General features: G+C 66.0%; 4 protein-coding genes. 1 reads left to right on the top strand and 3 read right to left on the bottom strand.

Features of this window, described 5'->3' with window-relative positions:
* Positions 1-382: 382 nt before the first annotated feature.
* Together PO768_RS27565 and PO768_RS27570 are read right to left on the bottom strand one after the other, a co-directional pair.
* Positions 383-3,229: a TonB-dependent receptor gene (locus PO768_RS27565; RefSeq protein ID WP_272648610.1), complete on the bottom strand. Its 2,847-nt coding sequence runs from the start codon at positions 3,227-3,229 to the stop codon at positions 383-385.
* Between the two features lie 36 nt (positions 3,230-3,265).
* Positions 3,266-3,889: a chitinase gene (locus tag PO768_RS27570; protein ID WP_272648611.1), complete on the bottom strand. Its 624-nt coding sequence runs from the start codon at positions 3,887-3,889 to the stop codon at positions 3,266-3,268.
* Positions 3,890-4,141: 252 nt separating this feature from the next.
* Here PO768_RS27570 and PO768_RS27575 point away from each other — a divergent pair, with 252 nt between their 5' ends.
* Positions 4,142-4,804: a response regulator transcription factor gene (locus tag PO768_RS27575; RefSeq protein ID WP_272648612.1), complete on the top strand. Its 663-nt coding sequence runs from the start codon at positions 4,142-4,144 to the stop codon at positions 4,802-4,804.
* On the opposite strand, the gene PO768_RS27580 is transcribed toward PO768_RS27575, so the two are convergent.
* A partial coding sequence (locus PO768_RS27580; protein ID WP_272648613.1) for a LysR family transcriptional regulator substrate-binding protein occupies positions 4,756-5,506 on the bottom strand: 751 nt, incomplete at its 5' end. The genes PO768_RS27575 and PO768_RS27580 overlap by 49 nt on opposite strands.

The raw sequence follows: 5,506 nt of genomic DNA on the forward strand, positions 1-5,506 counted from the left end.
TGAGGCGCTGGGCCATGAACTGCACCATCTGGCGCAGCACATCAATGTCGGCTCCCTTCTCGGCGAGTTCGGCCAATGCGATAGTTGAGGCGGTCATCGTGTTTCCTCGGATCAAGGTTGGTGGGTCGCACCTCAACCTTATCCGGACTCACGATGGCCACCCTCTACGAGCAGCCGACCTCAAAGACTTACACCACCTCCTGGGACATCACCCACGCCTTCCCAACCACACAGCACAGCAGATGGAAGCTAGGTCGGCCCGTCATCAGCAGGCGACGCGCGGGCTCCCCCAGGGGATCGGTGATGAACCAAAAACGGGCCTGGAGATCCCAGGCCCGTCAGCGGCAGAGAACGGCAACACCTGCGTGTTGCCGGCGCTGCCTCAGTAGGTGAAGCGCAGCGTGGCCATATAGCGGCGGCCGGTCTTGTAGATGCCGCGCGTGAGCTTCTCGGTGGCCGCCACCCCGGCCACTTCGGCGTAGGAGCGGTACTCGCTGTCCAGCAGGTTCATCGCGTCCAGCCCCAAGGTCAGCTTGTCGGTGATCTTGAAGTTGATATTGGCTTCCAGCGAGCCGTAGTCATCGGTGACCAGGAAGTTGCCGCGGTCGGCCTCGGTGTAGTACTTGGAGCGCCAGGAGTAGGTGGCGCGAGCACTCCAGCGGTCGGTCTCATAGAACGGGCTGAAGGTCACCTGATGCTTGGAGTTGAAGGGCAGCCGGGCGCCCGTCGCCGCCTTGGCCTCGGCATGGGTGTAGTTGGTCAGCAGACCCAGACCGTTGCCGAAGGTCGCCTGATAGGCCAGCGAGAAGCCCTTGATCGTGGCGCTGCCGGCATTGCTGCGACGCGAGATGTCGTATTCGGTGTCCTTCTGCTGGTTCTGGTTGTAATGGGTTTCCTTGCGGGTGGTGGTCAGGACGTAGTCGTCCACCTTTTTGTGGAACACGGTGCCGGCCAGGATGGCGTTGCTGGCGAAGTACCACTCGGCCGAGAAGTCCAGATTGGTGGAGCGGTAGGGCTTGAGGTCGGGGTTGCCACCGCCGCCGGTCAGGGTCGCATCGGCGATCCACAGATAGCTGGACATATCGCCGTAGTTCGGCCGCGCCATGACCTTGGCCGCCGAGCCGCGCAGCACCACGCTGTCGTTCAGGTCATAGACCACGTTCAGGTTCGGCAGCGTGTTGGTGTAGCTCTTCTTGACACTGGTCGGGGCGTACTTGTCCGCCGGGCAGGGGCTGGTGTTGACAGTACACGCCCAGCCCATGCTGTTGGACTCGGTCTTCACCAGGCGCACGCCGACATTGCCGCGCAGCCGGTCCTGGCTGAAGTCGGCCTGCACATAGCCGGCATTGACGTCCTCCTTGACCAGCCAGGTGTTGGCGGCATAGGAGGGGTCGCTGAAAGTGCTCGGCGTGGGCATGGTCTGCCAGGGCGCCAGCCACTTGCCGCTGTTGATGTAGTCGGCCAGGGCCCAGCCATCGATCATGAAGCGCTTGTTGAGGTCGCCCACATCGCCGAAGCCGGCCAGATAGCCGCTGGGCACCGATTTCGGGTTGAACTGGGTGGCGCTCAGATCGCCATAGCCCTTGATCGAGGCCAGCGACACGCCGGACATGGTCTGCCCCGTCTGGTGCTCGCGGCGCTTGATGCCGAAGCGGACCTGGTGGACGGGCGAGTCGACGAACTTGACGCCGAAATCGAGTTGGAAGTACTTCTCCTCGTCCTTGGTCGGCTTGGCGACGATATTGCCGCCCCAGCCCGCACCCCAGTTGGTGGCGTTCGGCGGGTTGGTGTGCCAGCCGCCGGCCGGGCCACCGCCATCGAGACGGAAGCCCTCGGCGTCGTTGAAGGGGCTGCCCGGTTTGGCCGGCGGCATGTGCACAGCGATGTCGCTGATCGGCGCGGTCTGGTAGCCGGAGAAGTTCAGCTTGGGCACCGAGCCGCTCAGGTCAGAGCTGTAGTTGGCCTTGCCGAGGAATTCACCAACCACCTGGCGGTCGGTACCGCCGGTGGCCTTGGAGCTGCCAATATGAGTGGAGGCGAACCAGCGGTCCTCCTTCCATGTGAGCTTCAAATCATGCGAATCGGTGTTCACCGTGGCGCGGCGGTTGATCAGGTCATAGACCGTCAGCCCGTTGCGGAACGAGGCCTTGTTGATGACGCCGCCATCGACACTCAGGCCGGTCAGCGCGTTCAGCGAATTCCAGGGGTTGCCGTTGAAGGCAAACATCGAGTGGGTGATGTTGTCGTACTTGGCCTTGACGTCCAGCAGATTGAACTCGACGTCCAGCTTCTTGTGCGGCTTGGCCTGCAGCGACAGCGACAACGTGTCGCGATCACGGGTCTGGTCGAAGTAGTGCGCGCTGATCGAGTTCGGCGCGATCACGTTCGGGTTGGCCAGCAGCGTGGTGCGGCAGTCGCCGACACAGCTCGGCGGCATGGTCGCCGGCGGGTTCTGCGACCAGTCGGTGCTGGTGGTGGTGACCGAGTTGGGCGAGCCACCCACGCCGTTGATGTAGGCGCTGCCGCGCACGGTGCCGTAGGACTCGACGCCGTCACGACGGATGCGCTCCTCCGAGCGCTGCGCCGACACCAGCATGCCGAAGGTATTGGCCTCGTTCTTCCAGCCGAACAGGCCCGACAGCGTGGGCTTGCCGCTGCCGACGCGGTCGTTGTAGAGATAGCTCGCCGAGCCGGCCAGGGTCAGGCCCTTCATCTCCAGCGGCTTGCGGGTGCTGATATTGACCGTGCCACCCACCGAGCCTTCGTCCAGCCAGGCCTCCGGCGATTTGTGCACCTCGACCTTGTTGACCAGCTGCGGCGCCAGCAGCGTGTAGTTGAAGCTGCGGCCCTGCTGCTCGGCCATGAACCAGTCGCCCGAGGCGATCGCCTGGCCGTTGAGCAGGGTGCGGTTGAGCGCCGGGTCGGTGCCCAGGATGGAGATCTTCTCGCCCTGGCCGAAGGCCTTGTCGATGGTGACGCCGGGAATCACCGTGATGGCCTCGGCCACATTGGTGGCCGGGAACTTGCCCACATCCTCGGCGGTGACGACATCGATGATGGACTCGGCATCGCGCTTGGTGTCCAGCGCCTTCTTCAGGCTGGCGCGGATGCCGGTGACGACAACGGTCTCCAGCTTCTTGGCGCCGTCCTGCTTGGGGGTTTCCTGTGCCTGGGCGGGCAGGCTCAGGCTCAGCAGCACGGCGGCTGCGATGGCGGACTGTCTGTGCATCGTCTTCTTCTCTCGCATGGTCTTGTACTCCGGTAATCAGCACCCCAACGGGTGCAAGAGGGGAACGCCAAACAGCTGACTGGCGTGTTTGTAGAAATCGATACGGCGCTGGTTCTTGCGCAGCGCGTCGGGGTCGGTCGGCTTGTCGCACTCCAGCGTGCCGTTGATGGCGCGCGTGGTGGCGCCGAAACCGAGCTGCTCGCGCAGCGCCTGGTGCGGCGAGCGCGCCGACTCGCCGGGCTGGGTCATCCAGTACCAGAGCGCGGTGCGCCAGGCGACGGTGGCGTCGCGGGCGACCAGGTCGGGGTCGGACCACAGGTCCAGACCGAGGAAGTCGCCGGCGCGCTTGTACTGGTAGTTCCAGCTCAGCTGGATCGGACCGCGGCCGTAGTACTGCTGGCCCGGTGCGCAGGACTCGCCAGGCCCCTGGCGGCAGTAGTGGCCCCAGTTCTCCTTGCGGTACTCGCGCTGGGCGCGCAGCTCGTCCGACTCATGGGCGATCTGCCCCAGGAAGGCGGCCATCTCCTGGCTGCGCTGCTCGGCGCTGCCCCAGGCGGCGAAGCCCGGGGTCTGGCGCACGGCGGCCACAAAACCCTCATAGCTGTAGAAGGCAATGCGCTGCGGAAACAGGGTATCGAACTGCGCCTTGCTGGGCAGCATCTGCGCAGCCGGCGCCGCCGCCGCCGCAAGCGCTGCAGCAGCCGAAGGGACCGAAATAGCCAGACTGGCCGAAACGGCCAGAAGGCCCTTGAACACTCGCATCTCGCCGAACTCCTCTGGTTTTTCCCGCTGTCCGGTGCAAGGGGGCACTGGTACGCTATTGGTTGTATGAATCATCCGATGGATAGCGTTCGCGGTGGCTCAAGAGATGATTAAGAGTGCACCGATGCGACGCCACAGAAGGACGCGGCGATGAAGATCTGCCTGGTAGAGGACGACCTGGAGCTGGGACGCTCACTGCATGCGCTACTGAGCGAGGGCGGTCATGAATTGGTCTGGGTACGGCGCCTGGTCGACGCCCAGCAGCAGCTGCTGGAGCGCCGCTTCAATGCCCTGGTGCTGGACCTGGGTTTACCCGATGGCTGCGGGCTGGCGCTGCTGCTGAAGCTGCGCCAGCAAGACCCGCAGTTACCGGTCATCGTGATCACCGCGCGCGACGGCATCGAGGACCGGCTCGAAGGCCTGGACAGCGGCGCGGACGACTATCTGGTCAAGCCCTTTGCCAGCGCCGAGCTGCTGGCGCGGCTGCGCGCGCTGGCGCGGCGCTCGGGCCTGCAAGGCTCATCCGATGAGCCACTGGCCTGGCAGGCTCGCGATCTGTCGCTCGATGAGGGCCGCATGGCACTGACGCGCGGCAACCAGTCGATCAATCTCTCGCGCACCGAGTTCAGCATCCTGCTGACCCTGATCAAGCGCAGCGGTCATGTCGTGACGCGCCGCGAGCTGGAGGCGCAGGCCCTGCCCCACTCCGACAGCCATGCGCTGGACGTGCATATCTTCAATCTGCGCAAGAAGATCGGCGACGGCTATGTGCGCACGGTGCGCGGCGTCGGTTTTGTTCTGGAGGCCGCCTGAGGCTTGACGGCGCCCAGTAGCGCGTCCAGCACCGGCCAGACCGAGGGCGCCAGCAGCTCGCGCGGCCGGTGCACCAGGCCCAGCTCGCGCCATAGCGGCGGCGATAAGGGCCGCAGCTGCATCGCATGCCGGTCCTGGGCTTCGGCCTCGATAGGCAGGATGGCCGCGCCGTAGCCGGCCGCCACCAGGCTCTTCATCGCCTCGGTGTAGTTGAGCTCGATGCCGGGCCGCGGCACTTGGCCGGCCGCGCCGAACCAGGCCAGCGTCAGCCGCTGCATCTGGGTGCTGGCGTCGTTGACGATCATCGGCCGGTCGGCCAGCCAGGCCGGCGTGATGCGGGCCGGCGCCTGCCAGAGCGGCGGCAGGCAGGCCAGCATAGGATCGCGCCGCCAGGGCCGGCACTGCAGCCCCGGCTGCGGCGCTATCGGCAGGGTCACGATGCCGATGTCCAGCGTGCCGACCAGCAGGCCCGCCAGCGTGTCGTGGGTGCCCAGCACGCTCAGTACCAGCTCGATCTCGGGCCGCTGCTCCGCCAGCGGCAGCAGCAGCGGTGGCAGCACATGGGCGGCCACCCCGGTCTGGGCGGCCAGCCGCACCCGACCGGCCAGGCCCTTGGCATGGCGGCCCAGCTCGGCCAGCGTTTCCTCGGCCTCGCGCAGCAGACCGCGGGCGCGCTGCACCAGCAGGGCGCCGGCCGAGGTC

The organism is Paucibacter sp. XJ19-41 (genome assembly GCF_028462495.1).
Taxonomy (GTDB): domain Bacteria; phylum Pseudomonadota; class Gammaproteobacteria; order Burkholderiales; family Burkholderiaceae_C; genus Roseateles_E.